This is a genomic window from Caballeronia sp. LZ016 (assembly GCF_031450805.1).
Classification (GTDB): Bacteria; Pseudomonadota; Gammaproteobacteria; order Burkholderiales; family Burkholderiaceae; genus Caballeronia.
Map to the genome: position 1 here is coordinate 882,368 of NZ_JARTVY010000001.1, position 16,535 is coordinate 898,902.

At 61.5% G+C, this 16,535-nt stretch carries 13 protein-coding genes; all 13 read left to right on the forward strand.

Annotation, left to right across the window (positions count from 1 at the left end):
- The first annotated feature begins 206 nt into the window (after positions 1–206).
- The 13 genes from P9220_RS04195 (at position 207) to rsmG (ending at position 16,512) form a co-directional block, all read left to right on the forward strand.
- Positions 207–1,877 (forward strand): GMC family oxidoreductase N-terminal domain-containing protein, encoded by a 1,671-nt coding sequence (locus P9220_RS04195; RefSeq protein ID WP_309763724.1) that lies wholly within the window; start codon positions 207–209, stop codon positions 1,875–1,877.
- 301 nt (positions 1,878–2,178) lie between these two features.
- Positions 2,179–2,958 (forward strand): ABC transporter ATP-binding protein, encoded by a 780-nt coding sequence (locus tag P9220_RS04200; RefSeq protein WP_244793775.1) that lies wholly within the window; start codon positions 2,179–2,181, stop codon positions 2,956–2,958.
- Positions 2,955–3,716 (forward strand): ABC transporter ATP-binding protein, encoded by a 762-nt coding sequence (locus P9220_RS04205; RefSeq protein ID WP_309763725.1) that lies wholly within the window; start codon positions 2,955–2,957, stop codon positions 3,714–3,716. Before P9220_RS04200 ends, P9220_RS04205 begins: the two co-directional genes overlap by 4 nt.
- A 56-nt stretch (positions 3,717–3,772) precedes the next feature.
- Positions 3,773–4,993, forward strand: coding sequence for an ABC transporter substrate-binding protein (locus P9220_RS04210; protein ID WP_309763726.1), 1,221 nt, complete (start codon positions 3,773–3,775; stop codon positions 4,991–4,993).
- Between the two features lie 72 nt (positions 4,994–5,065).
- Positions 5,066–5,950 carry a branched-chain amino acid ABC transporter permease gene (locus tag P9220_RS04215; protein WP_309763727.1) on the forward strand — a complete coding sequence of 295 codons (885 nt, stop codon included), beginning with the start codon at positions 5,066–5,068 and terminating at the stop codon, positions 5,948–5,950.
- Positions 5,950–6,921: a branched-chain amino acid ABC transporter permease gene (locus P9220_RS04220; RefSeq protein WP_309765378.1), complete on the forward strand. Its 972-nt coding sequence runs from the start codon at positions 5,950–5,952 to the stop codon at positions 6,919–6,921. The genes P9220_RS04215 and P9220_RS04220 overlap by 1 nt, the downstream gene beginning before the upstream one ends.
- 523 nt (positions 6,922–7,444) lie before the next feature.
- Positions 7,445–8,611: an ABC transporter substrate-binding protein gene (locus P9220_RS04225; protein ID WP_309763728.1), complete on the forward strand. Its 1,167-nt coding sequence runs from the start codon at positions 7,445–7,447 to the stop codon at positions 8,609–8,611.
- Positions 8,612–8,850: 239 nt separating this feature from the next.
- Complete coding sequence (locus P9220_RS04230) at positions 8,851–10,023, forward strand: ABC transporter substrate-binding protein (protein ID WP_309763729.1); 1,173 nt, start codon at positions 8,851–8,853, stop codon at positions 10,021–10,023.
- A 142-nt stretch (positions 10,024–10,165) separates the two neighbouring features.
- Positions 10,166–11,221 (forward strand): branched-chain amino acid ABC transporter permease, encoded by a 1,056-nt coding sequence (locus P9220_RS04235; RefSeq protein WP_309763730.1) that lies wholly within the window; start codon positions 10,166–10,168, stop codon positions 11,219–11,221.
- Between the two features lie 4 nt (positions 11,222–11,225).
- Positions 11,226–13,010: a branched-chain amino acid ABC transporter ATP-binding protein/permease gene (locus P9220_RS04240; RefSeq protein WP_309763732.1), complete on the forward strand. Its 1,785-nt coding sequence runs from the start codon at positions 11,226–11,228 to the stop codon at positions 13,008–13,010.
- Positions 13,007–13,756 carry an ABC transporter ATP-binding protein gene (locus P9220_RS04245; RefSeq protein WP_309763733.1) on the forward strand — a complete coding sequence of 250 codons (750 nt, stop codon included), beginning with the start codon at positions 13,007–13,009 and terminating at the stop codon, positions 13,754–13,756. The genes P9220_RS04240 and P9220_RS04245 overlap by 4 nt, the downstream gene beginning before the upstream one ends.
- Before the next feature lie 150 nt (positions 13,757–13,906).
- A complete protein-coding gene (gene mnmG / locus P9220_RS04250) occupies positions 13,907–15,865 on the forward strand; it encodes a tRNA uridine-5-carboxymethylaminomethyl(34) synthesis enzyme MnmG (RefSeq protein ID WP_309765379.1) in 1,959 nt (652 codons plus the stop codon).
- Positions 15,862–16,512 carry a 16S rRNA (guanine(527)-N(7))-methyltransferase RsmG gene (rsmG, locus tag P9220_RS04255; RefSeq protein ID WP_309763734.1) on the forward strand — a complete coding sequence of 217 codons (651 nt, stop codon included), beginning with the start codon at positions 15,862–15,864 and terminating at the stop codon, positions 16,510–16,512. The genes mnmG and rsmG overlap by 4 nt, the downstream gene beginning before the upstream one ends.
- The last annotated feature ends 23 nt before the right edge of the window (positions 16,513–16,535 follow it).

The following is a 16,535-nucleotide window of genomic DNA, read 5'->3' on the forward strand; positions in this document are numbered from 1 at the left end:
CTGTTTGGTGCTGTGCCATTAGGTTGGAGTGTGCGAGGTGACAGTGGCGCATCGGAAACTGCTATCTCTGCATGGGACCAGGGTCAGACGTTGAAGCGCCAACTCGGGTCGACAGCCAGGAAATTGACTCCCGCCCCGGGAGGGGCGCACGAATAGACCTACACGAATACAAGCTTCACGAGCCAAGAAGCCAGGAGACAAGCATCATGAACGAGAGAAAAGAAGAAGGCGCCTTCGACTACATCATCATAGGTGCGGGCACGGCCGGCTGCGTGCTGGCCAACCGCCTGACGCAAGACCCGGCGATAAACGTCCTGCTGCTGGAAGCAGGCGGCAAGGACGATTACCACTGGATCCACATCCCGGTGGGCTACTTGTACTGCATAGGCAACCCAAGAACCGACTGGCTATACAAGACCCAAAAAGAACCGGGCCTGAACGACAGAGCGCTCTCCTATCCGAGAGGAAAGGTGCTAGGCGGATGCTCATCGATAAACGGCATGATCTACATGCGCGGCCAGCGCGAGGACTACGACGACTGGGCGCACATCACCGGCGATTCGAACTGGTCCTGGGACTCGGTACTTCCGATCTTCAAACGTAGCGAGGACCACTACGCCGGTGAAAACGAATGGCACGGCACGGGCGGCGAATGGCGCGTAGAGAAGCAGCGGCTCAAGTGGAAGATCCTGGAAACCTTCGCGCAGGCCGCGCAGCAAACAGGCATCCCCGCGACGGATGACTTCAATCGCGGCGACAACACCGGCGTCGGCTATTTCGATGTGAACCAGCGCGGCGGCATCCGCTGGAACGCGGCGAAGGCGTTTCTGCGCGAAGCCATGAAGCGCCCCAACCTCACGACGATCACCGGCGCACACACGCAAAAGCTCGTGTTCGATGGCGCACGTTGCGTCGGTGTGGCCTATCGCGGCGGCGACACGGACTTCATCGCGCGTGCGCGTTGCGAAGTCATCCTGAGCGCGGGTGCGGTCAATTCACCGCAGATTCTGGAACTATCGGGCGTCGGCAATGGCGCGCGTCTGCAGCGCCTCGGCATCGATGTGGTGCGTCATCTGCGAGGCGTCGGCGAGAACCTGCAGGATCACTTGCAATTGCGCATGGCGTATAAGGTCAACGGCGCGCGCACGCTCAACACGCTGTCCGCGCGCTGGTGGGGCAAGCTTTTCATCGGCATGCAATACGCGTTGATGCGAAGCGGTCCGATGTCGATGGCGCCATCGCAACTCGGCGCGTTTGCCAGATCGAATCCCGACGATGCATCGATCAAACGTCCCGATGTCCAGTATCACGTGCAGCCGTTATCGCTCGAACGCTTCGGCGAGCCATTGCATCCGTTCAACGCGTTCACGGCATCCGTATGCAATCTGCGGCCGACATCGCGCGGCAGCGTGCATATCGAATCGCCGGACCTTCATGCCGCGCCGTTGATCGCGCCGAATTACCTGTCGACGGATCACGACCGCGAAGTGGCCGTCAACTCGCTGCGTCTCACGCGGCGCATCGTGAGCGCGCCCGCATTGTCGCGTCACGCGCCCGAAGAGATCCTGCCCGGCATCCAGTTCCAGACGCAGGAAGAGCTCGTCGAAGCAGCGGGCAATATCGGCACGACGATTTTTCATCCGGTGGGCACATGCCGCATGGGCGCCGACAACGATCCCGCCGCGGTCGTCGATAGCCGCCTGCGCGTGATCGGCGTGCGTGGCTTGCGTGTGGTCGATGCATCGGTGATGCCGGTCATCACATCGGGCAACACGAATTCGCCTACGTTGATGATCGCGGAACGCGCGAGCGAGATGATTCGCGAAGACAGGGGCGCGGTGCAAACGCAGGAGGTCATCGCTGCGGCGCTTGCTTGAGCATGAGCGCAATCGAGCAGCACGCAGCGTGCCCTGATTGCGTGCATCGCCCGTCAGATTACTAAGTGCAAATCCCAATGATTGCGCTGCATCATTGGCGCGACAATGGCCCCGGATCAGAGTGATGCTCGGCTTACCTCGTGCCCGCGTTGTGCAGTACGCAATAGCATGAAATAGCAGCACGAAGCGCAGGACGAAGCGAACCGTACCGGAATCGAAACCACGTTCGGGTGCGCGCGGAAAGAACAATAAGGCGCAGGCGAAATCGTCGTTTAGCGCCTCACTTCGCATGGAAGGGGACATGATTCTCGGCGATACCATTCTGGAAACGCGAGGGCTCACCAAAGAATTCAAAGGCTTCACGGCCGTGAATGGCGTCAACCTGCGCGTGCGCCGCGGCTCGATCCATGCGCTCATCGGACCGAACGGCGCAGGCAAGACCACTTGCTTCAATCTGCTCACCAAATTTCTGGAACCGACGGCAGGCCAGATCGTCTTCAATGGCGCCGACATCACGCGCGAACGGCCCGCTCATATCGCACGGCGCGGCATCATTCGTTCGTTTCAGATTTCCGCCGTGTTTCCGCATTTGACCGTGCTGCAGAACGTACGCATCGGCTTGCAGCGGCAGCTCGGTACGTCGTTTCAATTCTGGCGCAGCGAACGTTCGCTCGATGCATTGAATGACCGCGCAATGGACCTGCTCACGCAAGTGGGCCTCACCGATTTCGCCGACACGAAAACCGTCGAGCTTTCTTACGGACGCAAGCGCGCGCTCGAGATCGCCACGACGCTTTCGATGGAACCCGAACTCATGCTGCTCGACGAACCGACGCAAGGCATGGGGCACGAAGATGTCGATCGTGTGACGGCGCTCATCAAGAAGGTATCGGCGGGGCGCACCATTCTCATGGTCGAGCACAACATGAACGTGATCGCCGGCATCTCCGACACCATCACCGTCCTTCAGCGCGGCGAAGTGCTCGCCGAAGGCAACTACGCGGAAGTATCGAAGAATCCGCTCGTGATGGAAGCCTACATGGGCAGCGCCGATGCGGCGCTCACTGGAGCGCACGCATGAGCACCATCGTCGAAGAGCGCCGCTCGCGTGAGGCGAACGGCGCAGCGGGTAATGCGCCCGCGCTGGAAATCGCGGGATTGCAGGCGTGGTACGGGGAATCGCACATCCTGCATGGCGTCGACCTGAAGGTGAATCGCGGCGAAGTCGTCACGCTGCTCGGCCGCAACGGCGCGGGCCGCACCACGACGCTGCGCGCCATCATGGGTCTGACGGGCCGGCGCACGGGCTCGATCCGCGTGGGCGGACGCGAGACCATCGGGCTGCCGACGCACAAGATCGCGCATCACGGGGTCGGCTACTGTCCGGAAGAGCGCGGCATTTTCTCGAGCCTGTCGTGCGAAGAGAATCTGCTCTTGCCGCCGCTCGTCGGCAATGCGAAAGAAGCGATGCCGCTCGACGAACTCTATTCGATGTTCCCGAACCTGAAGGAGCGGCGCGCGAGCCAGGGCACGCGTCTGTCGGGTGGCGAGCAGCAGATGCTTGCCGTCGCGCGCATTCTGCGCACGGGCGCGAACCTGCTTCTGCTCGATGAGATATCGGAGGGACTTGCGCCCGTCATCGTACAGACACTCGCGCGCATGATCCTCATGCTGAAGTCGCGCGGCTACACGATCGTGATGGTCGAACAGAATTTTCGCTTCGCGGCGCCGCTCGCGGATCGCTTCTATGTGATGGAGCATGGAAACATCGTCGAGCATTTCGGCGCGGGGGAACTCGAAGCGAAGATGCCCGTGCTGCATGAACTGCTCGGGGTGTGATGGCAATACGAGCAAGGCCAGCTTGACAGCAAGAACCAAAACTCACGGAGACTGGAATGAAAAAGAAGACCCTCGCGCGCCTCTCTTCTCTTTGCTTTGCGGCTGCGGCGGCGAGTGTGGCGCTGATGAGCAGCGGCGCGCAGGCCGCCGACGCCAATAGCGTCAAGATCGGCTTCGTCACCGACTTGTCGGGGCTTTACGCCGATATCGACGGACAGGGCGGCCTGGAAGCCATCCGCATGGCGATCGCCGATTTCGGCGGCAAGGTGAACGGCAAGCCGATCGAACTCGTGTATGCGGACCATCAGAACAAGGCGGACATCGCGGCATCGCGGGCGCGGGAGTGGATCGACCGTGACGGCGTGAACGTGATCATCGGCGGAACGAATTCGGCCACCGCCCTTTCCACCGCGCAAGTCGCGGCCGAGAAGAAAGTGCCGTACATCAACATCGGCGCGGGCGCGGACAACCTCACGAACGAGCAGTGCTCGCCGTACACCGTCCACTATGCATACGACACGATGGCGCTCGCGAAGGGCACCGGCTCCGCGGTGACGAAGCAGGGCGGCAAGTCGTGGTACTTCCTGACCGCCGACTACGCATTCGGCAAGGCGCTGGAGAAGAACACGTCGGATGTCGTGAAGGCCAACGGCGGGCAAGTGCTCGGAACGGTGCGTCATCCGCTGTCGGCGTCGGACTTCTCGTCGTTCCTGCTGCAGGCGCAGGGATCGAAGGCTCAAGTGCTCGGCCTCGCCAACGCGGGCGGCGACACGATCAATTCGATCAAGGCGGCGAAGGAATTCGGCGTTACCAAGTCGATGAAAATCGCCGCGCTCCTCATCTTCCTGACGGACATTCACAGCCTCGGACTCGAAACGACGCAAGGTCTCGTCGCGACCGATAGCTGGTACTGGAACAAGGACGAAAAGACGCGCGAATGGGCGAAGCGCTACTTCGCGAAGATGAAGAAGATGCCGACGAGTCTGCAGGCCGCCGATTACTCCGCCGTCACGACGTACCTGAAGGCGGTGCAGGCAGCGGGCGGCACGGACAGCGACAAGGTCATGGGCGAGCTGAAGAAGGCGAAGATCGACGACTTCTATGCGAAGGGCTATATCCGCCAGGACGGTTCGATGATCCACGACATGTATCTGATGGAAGTGAAGAAACCTTCGGAATCCAAAGAACCGTGGGACTACTACAAGATCTCGGCGACGATTCCGGGCGAGCAGGCGTTCGCCACCAAGGCTGAATCGCGCTGCGCGGCCTGGAAGTAAGTTCGCGGTGAGAAGACGTGGCGGGCGGCTCGCGGGCCGCCCGTCGCCACAACGATTCTGACGGCAGGTCCAATGGAAATATTCGGCATACCGCTCGCCGCGATGATGAGCCAGTTGCTGCTCGGCCTGGTGAACGGTTCGTTCTACGCGATCCTGAGTCTCGGCCTCGCGGTGATCTTCGGCTTGCTCAACGTCATCAATTTCGCGCACGGCGCGCTATTCATGCTGGGCGCGATGCTCGCGTGGATGGGCTATTCGTACTTCAACGTTCCTTATTGGGCGATGCTCGTGCTCGCGCCCGTCATCGTCGGCGTGCTGGGCGTCGTCATCGAACGTTCGATGCTGCGCTGGCTCTACAAGCTCGATCATCTCTACGGCTTGCTGCTCACGTTCGGACTCACGCTCGTGATCGAAGGCGTGTTCCGTTCCATCTACGGCTCGTCGGGGCAGCCGTACGACGTGCCGTCGCTCCTGTCCGGCGCGACGAATCTCGGCTTCATGTTCCTGCCGAACTATCGCGCATGGGTGGTCGTCGCGTCGCTGATCGTGTGCTTCGCGACGTGGTTCGTCATCGAGAAGACGCGCATCGGCGCGTATTTGCGGGCCGGCACGGAGAACCCGAAGCTCGTCGAGGCGTTCGGCGTCAACGTGCCGCTGATGATCACGCTGACCTACGGCTTCGGCGTCGCGCTCGCGGCGTTCGCGGGCGTGCTGGCCGCGCCGGTCATTCAGGTATCGCCGCTGATGGGGCAGTCGATGATCATCACCGTGTTCGCCGTCGTGGTGATCGGCGGGATGGGCTCGATCATGGGCTCCATTCTCACGGGCTTGCTGCTCGGCGTGATCGAAGGCTTCACGCGCGTGTTCTATCCGGAAGCGTCGGCGACGGTCGTCTTCGTCATCATGGCGCTCGTGCTGCTCGTGCGTCCGGCAGGACTCTTCGGCAAGGAAAAATGATGCAGAGAAAAGCGCTATACGTGCTGTTGCTGATCGCCCTGGTCATCGCGCCGTTCGCGGGCGTGTATCCGGTCTTCATGATGAAGGTGCTGTGCTTCGCGCTGTTCGCGGCGGCGTTCAACCTGCTGATCGGCTATACGGGACTGCTTTCGTTCGGGCACGCGATGTTCCTGTCGAGCGCGGGCTACACGGCCGGTTATGCGATCCAGACGCTCGGTTTCACGCCGGAGCTGGGCGTGCTCGTGGGCACGGCGGTCGCGACGCTCCTCGGCGTGGTCGTCGGGCTGCTCGCCATTCGCCGTCAGGGCATCTACTTCGCGATGGTCACGCTCGCGCTGGCGCAGATGGTTTATTTCGTCTTCCTGCAAGCGCCGTTCACGCACGGCGAAGATGGACTGCAAGGCGTGCCGCGCGGCAAGCTGTTCGGCATCGTCAACCTGAGCAACGATGTGACGCTGTACTACATCGTGCTGCTGGTGATGCTGCTCGCGTTCGCGCTCATCGTGCGCATCGTGCATTCGCCGTTCGGGCAGGTGCTGATCGCGATCAAGGAGAACGAGCCGCGGGCCGTATCGCTCGGCTACGACACCGCGCGCTACAAGCTGCTCGCGTTCGTGCTGTCGGCGGGGCTCGCGGGCCTCGCGGGCGCCACGAAGACGCTCGTGCTCGGCTTCGAAACGCTCGGCGATGCCTACTGGACCATGTCCGGCCTCGTCGTGCTGATGACGCTCGTCGGCGGCATGAGCACGATGTTCGGACCGCTGCTCGGCGCGGCGATCATCGTGGCGCTCGAAGACCGGCTCGGTGATATCGGCACGGGTATCGCCAATCTCACGGGCGTCGCGTGGTTCAATTCACTCGGCGAATCGGTGACGATCGTGACCGGCGTGATCTTCATTGCGTGCGTGCTGGCGTTCCGGCGCGGCATCGTGGGGGAGATCGTCGCCCGGGTCCGGCCGTTACAGGGATAACGCAATTTAGTTTGAATTCCGAACGAAGGAGCCAAACGTAAAGCGCCTGCTTCACGGCAATATGCGCGCCCCTTTGAGGTGCTTGCATGCACCACTAGGGTAAATGCTAGGTTGTCGTGAAATGGTCACGACATTACTATCCTTCCTAGTTCTGTTGCACCCGAATTTTTGAGGTGGAGAACGAGGAGACATGAGGCACAAAGTGCCCAAATCGAAAGCGCTGTTGGATGACTCCAACAGCGCTTTTTTATTTGTCCGCCGATAATAACGCACGCCGATTGCGATTTACCAGACAGATAATCCCGGCAGGAAATTCCACAGCACGGCGGGGCGTGCGCTGGGCCTCACGAGAAGCGCCGCCAGTCCTTCAAAACGCTTGCTGGGCGGCGCCCGGCTCCGCTAAACTGCATTTCCCGACCCGCTGGTCGGCGATTCGCAACATAAATAAATCCGCGGACTTCGAAGCATCAGATCCATCCGGCAAGACTTCAATTCGAACTGACGATTCACGGGGTGCAAATCAATGAAGTGGGCGTTACGCGGTAAAGCGGCCGTTATGGCCATTGCGGGAATGACAGCGGTTTTCAGCACGCAGGTTTGGGCGGACGTGAAAATAGGCGTGACGGTATCGGCGACAGGGCCGGCTGCATCGCTCGGTATTCCGGAGAAGAACACCATCGCGTTATTGCCGAAAGAAGTCGCGGGGCAAAAGGTGCAATACATCGTGCTCGACGACGCCACGGATTCCACGCAAGCCGTGAAGAACGCGCGCAAGCTCACGAGCGAAGATCGTGTCGATGCGCTCATCGGTTCCACTGTCGTGCCCAACTCACTCGCGATGATCGACATCGCCGCCGAAACCGGCACCCCGATGATCTCGATGGCCGCCGCGGCCAGCATCGTCGAACCGATGGACAGCAAGCGCGCGTGGGTCTACAAGACGCCGCAGAACGACATCCTCATGGCCACGGCCATCGCGCAACACATGGCCAATCATGGCGTGAAGACGGTCGCCTTTATCGGCTTCTCGGATGCGTATGGCGAGAGCTGGTTCAAGGAGTTCTCGAAGGCGGCGGATCTGGCGAAGGTGAAGGTCGTCGCGAACGAGCGCTTCGCGCGCAACGATGCTTCGGTGACGGGCCAGGTCCTGAAGATGATGTCGCAGAACGCCGATGCCGTATTGATCGCCGGCGCGGGAACGCCGGCCGCGCTGCCGCAAAAGACGCTTAAAGAGCGCGGGTACAAGGGCAAGGTTTATCAGACGCACGGCGTCGCCAATAACGATTTCCTCCGCGTATGCGGCAGGGATTGCGAGAACACGTTCCTGCCGGCGGGGCCGTTGCTCGTCGCTGAACAGTTGCTCGACAGCAATCCGGTGAAGCAGGCTGCGCTCACCTACAAGAAAGCGTATGAAGGCGCGTATGGCGCAGGTTCCGTCTCGACATTCGGCGGTCACGCGTGGGACGCGGGCCTCATTCTTCAACGGACGATACCCATCGCGTTGAAGAAGGGCCAGCCGGGCACGCCCGCGTTCCGCGAGGCGTTGCGCGCGGCCATCGAGGAAACGAAGAATCTGCCCGCGTCGCACGGCATCTTCAACATGAGCGCGAACGATCACTCCGGGCTCGATCAGCGGGCGCGCGTGATGGTCGAAATCGTCGGCGGCAAGTGGAAGCTGTCGGCCAACTGAACGTCGACATGTGAATCGATTCCGACATCAAAGGCGCGTTGCAACGAACGCGCCTTTTTTGTTGTGCCGAAGTAGAAAGATGAAGGCGCAAAGCCTCGCGGATGAACTGGGCGACTGTCGTCGACGGTCAGGGAAAACGAGCCTAGGCATGGTGTAACGCGGTAAATAGATTGAGTGCGCCTCTGATAGGCCGCATCGATAAATACTCGCAGCAGCACAGTCGCGTTTGGAGACGAGCAATGAAAACGAAGAAAGCATGGGTTAGCAAAAGCGCCGCGCTTGCCATCGCCGGCAGCGCGTTTTTCAGCACGGGCGCGGTATTCGCGCAGGTGAAGATCGGCGTGACTTTGTCGGCGACGGGACCGGCGGCATCGCTTGGGATTCCCGAGAAAAATACCATCGCGCTGTTGCCGAAGGAAATCGGCGGCAAGTCGGTGCAATACATCGTGCTCGACGACGGCTCCGACACGAGCCGCGCCGTGCAGAACACGCGCAAGCTGATCGACGAAGATCACGTCGACGCGATCATCGGCTCGACGGTCACGCCGAATTCGCTCGCGATGATCGATCCCGCATCGAGCGCAAGGACGCCGATGATCTCGATGGCCGCGTCCGCCGCGATCATCTCGCCGATGGACAGCAAGCGCGCGTGGGTGTTCAAGACGCCGCAGAACGACGCCCTCATGGCCGACGCCATCGCGGGCTACATGGAGAAGCACGGCGTGAAGACCGTGGGCTTCATCGGCTTCGCGGACGCCTACGGCGACGGCTGGTACAACGTCTTCAACGCGGCGGCCTCGGCACACAAGCTGAAGATCGTCACGAACGAGCGCTATAACCGCACGGATACGTCCGTCACGGGTCAGGTGCTCAAAACGATGGGCGCGAACCCGGATGCCGTGCTGATCGCGGGCGCGGGCACGCCATCGGCATTGCCGGCGAAGGCGCTGAAGGAGCGCGGCTACAAGGGCAAGGTCTATCAGACGCACGGCGTCGCGAATAACGACTTCCTGCGCGTGTGCGGCAAGGACTGCGAAGGCGAGATTCTGCCCGCGGGTCCCGTGCTCGTCACCGAACAACTGCCGGACAGCAATCCGGTGAAGAAGTCGTCGGCGGCGTACAAGGACGCTTATGAGAAGGCTAACGGCGCGGGTTCGCTGTCGACGTTCGGCGGTCACGCATGGGATGCCGGCCAGATGCTCGCACGCGCGATCCCCGAAGCGCTGAAGAAGGCGCAGCCCGGCACGCCCGAGTTCCGCGAAGCGCTGCGCGCCGCGCTCGAGAATCTGAAGGACTTGCCCGTCGCGCACGGCATCATGAATACGACGCCGAACGATCACAACGGCTTCGACGATCGCGCGCGCGTGATGGTGCAGATCGTCGATGGCAAGTGGAAGCTGCTGAACGACTGATCGACGCAGGACGCAGCGGTTCCTGAGCGTCCTCGTCTCCGATTTTCAAGATAGGGAAGCGGCGCGCCGGTGGTGCGCCGCTTTTCCCATGTTCCACGGACGCTGACCGTCCGCAGATTTTCAGTAGCTCAAAAGAGGAAGTATGGACTTATCGATTGCGGCGATTCTCGCGCAAGACGGCATCACCACGGGAGCGATCTACGCCTTGCTCGCGCTCGCGCTGGTGCTCGTGTTCTCGGTGACACGCGTCATCTTTATTCCGCAGGGCGAATTCGTCGCGTATGGCGCGCTCACGCTTGCTGCGCTTCAGACCCAGAAGCTGCCCGCGACGTGCTTTCTGCTCATCGCGATGGGCGCGGGCTGTTTCGTCGCGGAAGGCGTCTCGATCGTGCGGCATCCGGGGCGCTATCACCAGATCGGGCGCCTGCTCGCCGTGCTGGCGGCGAAGTATCTGTTGTTTCCCGTCGCTGTGTGGGGCGTCACCCAGGCCGTATTCGCGCAGCCGCTGCCGATGGTCGCGCAGATCGCGCTTACGCTGCTCATCGTCGTGCCGATGGGGCCGTTCGTCTATCGGCTCGCGTATGAGCCGATTGCGGAGGCGAGCACGCTGCTGCTCCTGATCGTCGCGGTGGCCGTCCACTTTGCGATGGTCGGCCTCGGGCTTGTCATGTTCGGCGCAGAAGGCTCGCGCACGACCGCGTTCTCCGATGCCAACTTCAACATCGGCAGCGTGTCGATCTCCGGGCAAAGTCTGTGGGTCGTCGGCACGGCCGTCGTGCTGATCGCGGCGCTGTATTTTTACTTCGACCGCTCGATTTCCGGCAAGGCGCTGCGCGCGACGTCGGTGAATCGGCTGGGGGCGAGGCTCGTCGGCATCGGAACGACGCAGGCGGGGCGGCTGGCCTTTACGCTGGCGGCCGGCCTCGGCGCACTGTGCGGGGTTCTTGTCGCCCCGATCACGACCATCTATTACGACTCGGGCTTTCTGATCGGCCTCAAGGGCTTCGTCGGGGCGATTGTCGGCGGGCTGGTGAGCTATCCGCTGGCGGCCGCGGGATCGCTGCTGGTCGGCCTGCTGGAGTCGTATTCGTCGTTCTGGGCGAGTGCTTACAAAGAGGTCATCGTCTTCACGCTGATCATTCCGGTGCTGCTGTGGCGAAGCCTGGCGAGCCCGCATTCGGACGAAGACGAGGAGTAATCCGATGACATTCCTACATCGATATCGATTCTTCTGGCTGTTTCTCGTCGTCGTGTTCGCGCTGCCCGTTCTGCCCGGCGCGGTCGCCGTGCCGGAGTACTGGATCACGCTGCTGAACTACATCGGCCTGTATTCCATCGTGGCGATCGGGCTCGTGCTGCTGACGGGCATCGGCGGGATGACGAGCTTCGGACAGGCGGCCTTCGTCGGCGTGGGCGCATACGCGACCGCGTTCCTGACGACGCGTTACGGCGTCTCGCCGTGGCTTGCGTTGATTGCGGGCGTCGTGCTGACGGCGTTCATCGCGCTGCTGCTCGGCCTCATCACGATGCGGCTGTCCGGGCACTTCCTGCCGCTCGGGACCATTGCGTGGGGGCTCTCGCTGTTCTACCTCTTCGGAAACATGGAGTTGCTCGGCAAATACGACGGCATCAACGGCATTCCGGTGTTGAATCTGTTCGGCTGGCAGCTCGAATCGGGGCGAAGCATTTACTACCTGATTTGGGTCGTCGTGCTGCTGGCGGTCGTATCTGTTCAGAATTTGCTTAATAGTCGGCCGGGCCGTGCGATCCGCGCGCTGCGTGGCGGCGGGATCATGGCCGAGGCAATGGGCGTCAACACCGCGTGGATGCGCGTCGTCATCTTTATTTATGCAGCAGTTCTCGCGGCGATTTCCGGCTTCCTCTACGCGCATCTGCAGCGTGCCGTGAATCCGACGCCCTTCGGGCTGAATCACGGCATCGAGTTTCTGTTCATGGCGGTGGTCGGCGGTGTCTCGCATGTCTGGGGTGCGATTCTCGGCGCGACGATTCTCACCGTATTGCAGGACTACCTGCAGACGCTGCTGCCAAAGCTGATCGGTGCGAATGGCAATTTCGAGATCATCGTCTTCGGCGTCGTGATGGTGCTGCTGCTGCAGTATGCACGGCAGGGCGTCTGGCCATTCGTCGCGCGGCTGTTCCCGCGCGGCCCGCGCGCGCACGTGCCTGAGCATGGCGAGGCGTTGCCGCAGCGCAGCAAACCGGCGGCAGGCGAACCGCTTCTTATCGTCGATAAGGCGCGCAAGCAGTTCGGCGGCCTCGTCGCGGTCAACGATGTAAGTTTCGATGTGAGGGCCGGCGAGATTATCGGTCTCATCGGGCCGAACGGTGCGGGCAAGTCGACGACCTTCAACCTCGTTACGGGGGTTCTCCAGGCGACAGCCGGAGCGATCACTTTTCACGGTGAACGGATCGACAAGCTGACATCGCGTCAGATCGTGAAGCGCGGCATTGGAAGGACATTCCAGCACGTCAAGATGCTGCCGGGGATGAGCGTGCTCGAGAACGTCGCAATCGGTGCGCACCTGCGGGGGAACACCGGGGTGTGGCGAAGCATTGCCCGCCTCAATGCGGCGGAGGAAGCGCGACTGATGGCCGAAGCTGCGAAGCAGATCGCGCGAGTCGGACTTGAGAAACATCTGTACAGCGAGGCGGGCAGCCTGGCGCTCGGTCAGCAACGCATTCTCGAAATCGCGCGTGCGCTCTGCTGCGACCCGACGTTATTGCTGCTGGACGAGCCGGCGGCAGGGCTTCGTTATCAGGAGAAGCAGCAACTCGCCGACTTGCTTCGTAAATTGCGCGCGGAAGGAATGAGCATCCTGCTCGTCGAACACGACATGGACTTCGTAATGAATCTGACTGATCGGCTCGTCGTAATGGAATTCGGGACGAAGATCGCCGAAGGCTTGCCGCAACAGGTGCAGAAAGACCCTGCGGTTCTCGAAGCGTATCTGGGCGGAGTGGAATGATGAGCGAACCGATTCTCGAAGTCAGCGGTCTGTCCGTGCGATACGGAAAGGTCGAAGCGTTGCACGACGCCAAGCTGACGGTTGGGGCGGGGCAGATCGTCTCGGTCATCGGCCCGAACGGTGCGGGCAAATCGACGCTGCTCAATGCCATCATGGGCGCGCTGCCGCAGACCGGCCATGCGAAGGGCGTCGTCCGTTACGTCGGTGACGATGTGTCGGCCCTTGCGATAGAGCGGCGCGTTGCGCGTGGCATGTGCCTGGTCCCGGAGAAGCGCGAGCTGTTCTCGTCGATGGCGGTCGAGGACAATCTCGTTTTGGGGGCCTATCGGCGCAAGCGGGCCGGGGCACGTAACTATCTGGATCAACTCGACCGCGTCTTCGATACCTTTCCGCGTCTCAAGGAGCGCCGCAAGCAGGCGGCCGGCACCTTGTCCGGAGGCGAACGGCAAATGCTGGCGGTCGGTCGCGCGCTGATGGGAAAGCCGCAACTCCTCATGCTCGATGAGCCGAGTCTTGGTTTGGCGCCGCTGATTGTGAAGGAGATATTTCACATCATCAGCGCGCTCAGGCAGACCGGTGTCGCGACGTTACTGATCGAACAGAATGCGCGCGCAGCGCTGCAAATCTCGGACTACGGGTACGTGCTCGAGACGGGGGAATTTGCGCTCGAGGGCAGGGCGGCGGAGCTGCAGCACAATCCACAGGTCATCGAGACGTATCTCGGACTGGCGAAGAAGGCAATCTAAGCCCCTTCTCACCCGAGCGATGGCGTGTTTCACGTGAAACACGCCATTTTTTCGCCCGCACAAAGCGATGAGATTCGAGCCGAAGCGGAACCCGATATAATCCTGCGATATTCCATCTTCAGGTTCGTGTCGTTCGCACACGAAATCCCAATGCTTTATCCCACAGAATTCGATGTGATCGTCGTCGGTGGCGGTCACGCAGGCACCGAGGCGGCCCTGGCGTCCGCGCGCATGGGCTGCAAGACGCTGCTTTTGACTCATAACATCGAGACGCTCGGCCAGATGAGTTGCAATCCGTCCATCGGCGGCATTGGCAAAGGTCATCTCGTTAAGGAAGTCGATGCGCTGGGCGGCGCCATGGCGGCCGCGACGGACGAATCGGGCATCCAGTTCCGGATACTCAACTCCTCGAAGGGCCCGGCAGTGCGAGCCACGCGCGCGCAGGCTGACCGACTGCTCTATAAGCACGCGATTCGTCATCGGCTCGAAAATCAGCCAAACCTCTGGCTATTCCAACAGGCCGTCGACGATCTCATGGTCGAAGGGGACCGCGTCGTTGGCGCTGTCACACAGGTCGGACTCCGTTTCAGAGCGCGCGCGGTCGTGCTGACGGCGGGGACATTCCTCGATGGCAAGATCCACGTCGGCCTCAACAATTACGTCGGCGGGCGCGCGGGCGATCCGGCCGCCGTGTCGCTGTCGGCGCGGCTCAAGGAACTCAAGCTCCCGCAAGGCCGTTTGAAAACCGGTACGCCGCCGCGTATCGATGGGCGCACCATCGACTTCTCCGTGTTGGAGGAGCAACCAGGAGACCTCGATCCGATCCCGGTATTCTCGTTCCTCGGGCGCGTTGAACAGCATCCGCGCCAAATGCCGTGCTGGGTCACGCATACGAACGCCCAGACGCACGACATCATTCGCTCGGGGCTTGACCGCTCGCCGATGTACACCGGCGTCATCGAGGGGGTCGGCCCGCGCTATTGCCCGTCGATCGAGGACAAGATTCATCGCTTCGCTTCGAAGGACGCGCATCAGATCTTCCTTGAACCGGAGGGGCTTACGACGAACGAGTTCTATCCGAACGGTATTTCCACAAGCCTTCCGTTCGATGTTCAACTCGATCTCGTGCGCTCGATGCAGGGTCTCGAACACGCGCACATCCTGCGTCCGGGCTACGCGATCGAATACGATTATTTCGACCCTAGGGCGTTGAAGGCATCGCTGGAAACGAAAGCCATAAGCGGTTTGTTCTTCGCCGGCCAAATCAATGGAACGACGGGGTACGAGGAGGCGGCGGCGCAGGGGCTTCTCGCGGGCATCAATGCAGGCCTGCAGGTGCAAGGGAAGGAAGCATGGTCGCCGCGTCGCGATCAGGCTTACCTCGGCGTGCTGGTCGATGACCTCGTGACGCGGGGCGTGTCCGAGCCTTACCGCATGTTCACGAGCCGCGCGGAGTATCGTCTGTCGCTGCGCGAAGATAATGCCGACATGCGCTTGACCGAGATTGGGCGGGAACTTGGCGTTATCGACGACGTGCGTTGGGACGCATTCAGCCGAAAGCGCGATGCTGTTTCACGTGAAACAGAGCGGCTGCGTTCGACATGGGTAAGTCCCAAGACGCTGTCGGCTGAAAATGCGACCGCTCTGCTCGGCAAGCCGATCGATCACGAGTACAGTCTTGCCGATCTTCTGCGTCGCCCTGGCGTGTCCTACGACGGAATCTGCGCACTGCGAGACGGCCAATGCGCGCCTGAAGCGCCACTCGCTGACGATTCCGTGCTCCTCGCACAGATCAAGGAGCAGATCGAAATCGGGGTGAAGTATCAGGGCTATATCGACCGGCAAGCAGATGAGATTGTTCGAAACGGCGCGCAGGAGAACACGCGCTTGCCCGAAGGAATCGACTACGCCGAAGTGCGCGGGCTGTCCTTCGAGGCGCGGCAGAAACTGACGCAGCATCGCCCGGAAACGATTGGTCAGGCATCGCGTATTTCCGGGATCACGCCCGCAGCCATTTCCCTGCTGATGGTGCACCTGAAGCGTGGCCTTGGCCGACGAGGCAGAAACGCCGACGATGCATCTGCAACGAGCACGACGGCGGCCCAATGACCGACCTTGCAAGCATGCTGGACGACGGCGCTTCGCAATTGGGCATCGCGCTGTCGACAGGGCAGAAGCAGCAACTGCTCGACTATGTCGCACTGCTGGCCAAGTGGAACGCTGTCTACAATCTGACGGCAATCCGCGATCCGAAGCAGATGATGATTCAACACATTCTGGATTCGCTGGCGATCGTCCCGGCGATTCAGCGACGCAATGCCTCGACGGTCCTCGACGTAGGCTCGGGCGGTGGCTTGCCGGGCATTGTCATCGCGATCGCGCTGCCGAATGTTCGCGTGACGCTGAACGATATCGTCCACAAGAAGACCGCTTTCCAGTCGCAGGCGAAGGCGCACTTGAGCCTCGTTAATCTTTCCGTCGTGACAGGGCGCGTCGAAAGCCTGACTCCAGGCGTCGAGATACCGGGAAAATTCGACGCAATTGTGTCGCGTGCATTCGCAGAACTCGCGGATTTCGTTACACTTTGCCGTCATCTGGTCGCGGACAACGGTCGCATCCTTGCGATGAAAGGTATCAGGCCGGACGCGGAAATCGCACGCTTGCCGGTCGGAGCGACCGTGGCCGGCATCGAACGATTGACGGTGCCGAAGCTGGACGCCGAACGGCATCTCGTCGAAGTCGCGTTCGACGCCTAAGCGGCCGCAACGACTCAGCCATG

Bases quoted from the DNA above. Each gene is read 5' to 3' on its own strand.
- P9220_RS04240 (WP_309763732.1), top strand. From the start codon at position 11,226: ATGACATTCCTACATCGATATCGATTCTTCTGGCTGTTTCTCGTCGTC.
- P9220_RS04210 (WP_309763726.1), top strand. From the start codon at position 3,773: ATGAAAAAGAAGACCCTCGCGCGCCTCTCTTCTCTTTGCTTTGCGGCT.
- P9220_RS04200 (WP_244793775.1), top strand. From the start codon at position 2,179: ATGATTCTCGGCGATACCATTCTGGAAACGCGAGGGCTCACCAAAGAA.
- mnmG (WP_309765379.1), top strand. From the start codon at position 13,907: ATGCTTTATCCCACAGAATTCGATGTGATCGTCGTCGGTGGCGGTCAC.
- P9220_RS04225 (WP_309763728.1), top strand. From the start codon at position 7,445: ATGAAGTGGGCGTTACGCGGTAAAGCGGCCGTTATGGCCATTGCGGGA.
- P9220_RS04220 (WP_309765378.1), top strand. From the start codon at position 5,950: ATGCAGAGAAAAGCGCTATACGTGCTGTTGCTGATCGCCCTGGTCATC.
- rsmG (WP_309763734.1), top strand. From the start codon at position 15,862: ATGACCGACCTTGCAAGCATGCTGGACGACGGCGCTTCGCAATTGGGC.
- P9220_RS04235 (WP_309763730.1), top strand. From the start codon at position 10,166: ATGGACTTATCGATTGCGGCGATTCTCGCGCAAGACGGCATCACCACG.
- P9220_RS04230 (WP_309763729.1), top strand. From the start codon at position 8,851: ATGAAAACGAAGAAAGCATGGGTTAGCAAAAGCGCCGCGCTTGCCATC.
- P9220_RS04205 (WP_309763725.1), top strand. From the start codon at position 2,955: ATGAGCACCATCGTCGAAGAGCGCCGCTCGCGTGAGGCGAACGGCGCA.
- P9220_RS04245 (WP_309763733.1), top strand. From the start codon at position 13,007: ATGATGAGCGAACCGATTCTCGAAGTCAGCGGTCTGTCCGTGCGATAC.
- P9220_RS04215 (WP_309763727.1), top strand. From the start codon at position 5,066: ATGGAAATATTCGGCATACCGCTCGCCGCGATGATGAGCCAGTTGCTG.
- P9220_RS04195 (WP_309763724.1), top strand. From the start codon at position 207: ATGAACGAGAGAAAAGAAGAAGGCGCCTTCGACTACATCATCATAGGT.